This is a genomic window from Pedobacter sp., assembly GCF_041662865.1.
Lineage (GTDB): Bacteria > Bacteroidota > Bacteroidia > Sphingobacteriales > Sphingobacteriaceae > Pedobacter.
In genome coordinates, this window is sequence record NZ_JBAZRL010000117.1 from 1 (window position 1) to 2,901 (window position 2,901).

The following is a 2,901-nucleotide window of genomic DNA, read 5'->3' on the forward strand; positions in this document are numbered from 1 at the left end:
CTCTGCTTTCACTTACATCTCCAAGTGGAGTAGAAGTTCCATGCACATTAATATAATCAATATCAGCAGTTGTTAATTTAGCATCACGCAATGCGTTAGCCATTACTAATCTTGCACCCAAACCTTGTGGGTGTGGTGCAGTAATATGATTCGCATCGGCACTCATACCACCACCTACAATTTCGGCGTAGATTTTAGCACCACGAGCTTTAGCATGTTCTAATTCTTCTAAAATAATAGTTCCAGCACCTTCACCGGCTACAAAACCTTCACGATCTTTATCAAAAGGTCTTGATGCAGTTTTTGGATCATCATTTCGAGTAGAAAGCGCATGCATGGCGTTGAAACCACCAATACCCGCTTCGTTAATAATCGCTTCAGAACCCCCAGAAATAATGATATCAGCAATATCCAAACGGATATAATTGAATGCATCAATCATGGCATTGGTAGCCGAAGCGCATGCCGAAACAGTAGAAAAATTTGGTCCGCGTAAACCATATTTCATTGAAATATGGCCGGGAGCAATGTCAATAATTACTTTTGGAATAAAGAAAGGGTTAATACGTGGAGTTCCATCACCCAAAAAGAAAGTTTTCATTTCTTCTTGAAACGTTTTAAATCCACCTATACCCGAGCCCCAGATAACGCCTACACGGTTGGTATCGATTTTTTCCCAATCATAACCACCATCTTTTACGGCTTCTGCTGTAGCTACTAAAGCATACTGCACAAATGGGTCTAATTTGCGAGCTTCTTTTTTATCCAAATGATCTTCTGGATTAAAGTTCTTCAGCTCACATGCAAATTTCGTCTTGAACTTTTCAGTATCAAAACCTGTAATTGGCCCAGCGCCGCTCACACCATTAATTAAACCATCCCAAAATTCTTGGGTGGTATTACCAATTGGAGTGAGCGCACCTAAACCTGTAACTACTACTCTTTTTAATTCCATTTATACGTATTGTACGGAAAGCGTATTTTATTACTTAACGTTTTTTTCTAAATAAGCAACTGCTTGACCAACAGTACCGATAGTTTCAGCCTGATCATCAGGAATCGCAACATTGAATTCTTTTTCAAATTCCATAATCAACTCAACGGTATCTAAAGAATCCGCACCTAAGTCGTTTGTGAAAGACGCTTCTGGCGTAACTTCGCTTTCATCAACACCTAGTTTTTCTACAATGATAGCCTTAACTCTTGAAGCAATATCAGACATAATTTTATAATTTAATGGTTAAATAATTCTGTGCAAAGAAAAATAAAATTCTAACACTTTTCAAATGTTTTTATTTCTCAATCAATTTTAATGTTTTTATTTCAAACTTAATGTAAAATTAGTTTTATAATTTCGTAATTCTAAAAAAATATTCTGTTTTGAACAAAACTTATTTAAAACTCTCTTTAGACCTTGATTTTGTTTTAATCGCTATAACGGCATCTTTAAAAGATTATATTCTATGTCACAAAATAAATAATAGCTTAGAATTTGATTTCGAAAAGGTTGATGATCACGAGGTTTATTATAATATTGATGAAGCTCCACTTTCATTTTCTAAGTTTTATTATTTTGTAGAACAAGGTGAAATAGAGTATTATTTAGTTAACAATCGAAACAGTGAAGGGTTTTTAATTCCTGAAATGAATAAAGTAGATTTTTTTATGATTATTCATCAATATATTGATAAAGAAGATCTCAATTTTATTTTGACTCGATTAAATAAACTGCCTGATATACAGGTAGCTGCGCAGATTGATCCGCTTAAATTAAAGTCGAAAGAGAATTTAGTAATGTAAATTTTATATTGTTCGTGTATTAAATACACTATATTTGAATCTTAATAAAACTGAAACACAACATAAACAAATAGATAAAACAACGTTATTTTCAATAAATTTCCACTTTTTGTTTTATCGTCAATAAAATAATAATAAATGAAACCTTTTCATTCAAGAACTAAAATAGTGGCCACTTTAGGTCCGGCATCAGCCAAACCAGATGTTTTGTATAGTATGTTTAATGCAGGACTAGATGTTTGCCGCCTTAATTTTTCTCATGGTTCTCAGGCTGATCATCAAGAAGTTTTAGATACCATTCGTAGCATCAATAAAAAATATAAGTATAATGTTGGCATTTTAGCCGATTTGCAAGGGCCAAAAATTAGAATTGGAACTGTTAAAGATGGTGGTATTCATTTAGTTAATGGTAATCGTACTGTAATCACCACTCAAGAATGCATAGGTAATGAAGAACGGATTTACATCACTTATGAAAATTTCCCGCAAGATGTAAAAGCAGGCGAGATTATCCTTTTAGATGATGGAAAATTGCAAATGCGAGTAATCGAAACCAATTATAAGGATGAAGTTGTTTGCGAAATTGTACATGGGGGTATTTTAACGTCTAGAAAAGGGGTAAATCTTCCGAATACTAAAGTTTCTATTCCTTCATTAACAGTAGAAGATCGTAAAAACTTAGAATTTGTTTTAGAAAACGATGTAGAATGGATTGGTTTATCTTTTGTACGCAACGCTGAAGATATTATCGAACTTAAAGATATTATTAAAGCAAGAGGCAAAACAGCAAGAGTTGTTGCTAAAATTGAAAAACCAGAGGCAATTGCTAATATCGATGAAATTATTGCAGTTTCTGATGCGATTATGGTGGCTCGTGGAGATTTGGGAGTAGAAATGCCAATGGAAGAAGTGCCATTATTGCAAAAAATGATTGTACAGAAATGTAGAGCAGCATCTAAACCTGTAATTATTGCTACGCAAATGCTAGAAAGTATGATTACTACACCTCGTCCAACACGTGCAGAAGTAAATGACGTAGCAAACTCAGTTTTGGATGGTGCAGACGCGGTAATGCTAAGTGGAGAAACATCGGTAGGAGAA

4 protein-coding genes are annotated in these 2,901 nt (G+C 34.1%); 2 read left to right on the forward strand and 2 right to left on the reverse strand.

Translation table 11 applies throughout. The features are described from left to right. The coding region (locus WC622_RS16880) for a beta-ketoacyl-ACP synthase II (protein WP_372820860.1) at nucleotides 1–955 on the reverse strand (955 nt) is incomplete at its 3' end. A 30-nt stretch (nucleotides 956–985) separates the two neighbouring features. Beyond that, the gene (locus WC622_RS16885) at nucleotides 986–1,222 is read right to left on the reverse strand and encodes an acyl carrier protein (protein ID WP_031266521.1); all 237 of its coding nucleotides are present in this window, start codon (nucleotides 1,220–1,222) and stop codon (nucleotides 986–988) included. 158 nt (nucleotides 1,223–1,380) lie between these two features. Between WC622_RS16885 and WC622_RS16890 the strand changes: the two genes are divergently transcribed. Both WC622_RS16890 and pyk read left to right on the forward strand, forming a co-directional pair. Then, nucleotides 1,381–1,800 carry an IPExxxVDY family protein gene (locus tag WC622_RS16890; RefSeq protein ID WP_372820861.1) on the forward strand — a complete coding sequence of 140 codons (420 nt, stop codon included), beginning with the start codon at nucleotides 1,381–1,383 and terminating at the stop codon, nucleotides 1,798–1,800. A gap of 138 nt (nucleotides 1,801–1,938) precedes the next feature. After that, nucleotides 1,939–2,901, forward strand: a 963-nt coding sequence (pyk, locus tag WC622_RS16895) for a pyruvate kinase (RefSeq protein ID WP_372820862.1), incomplete at its 3' end; no start/stop codon positions are given.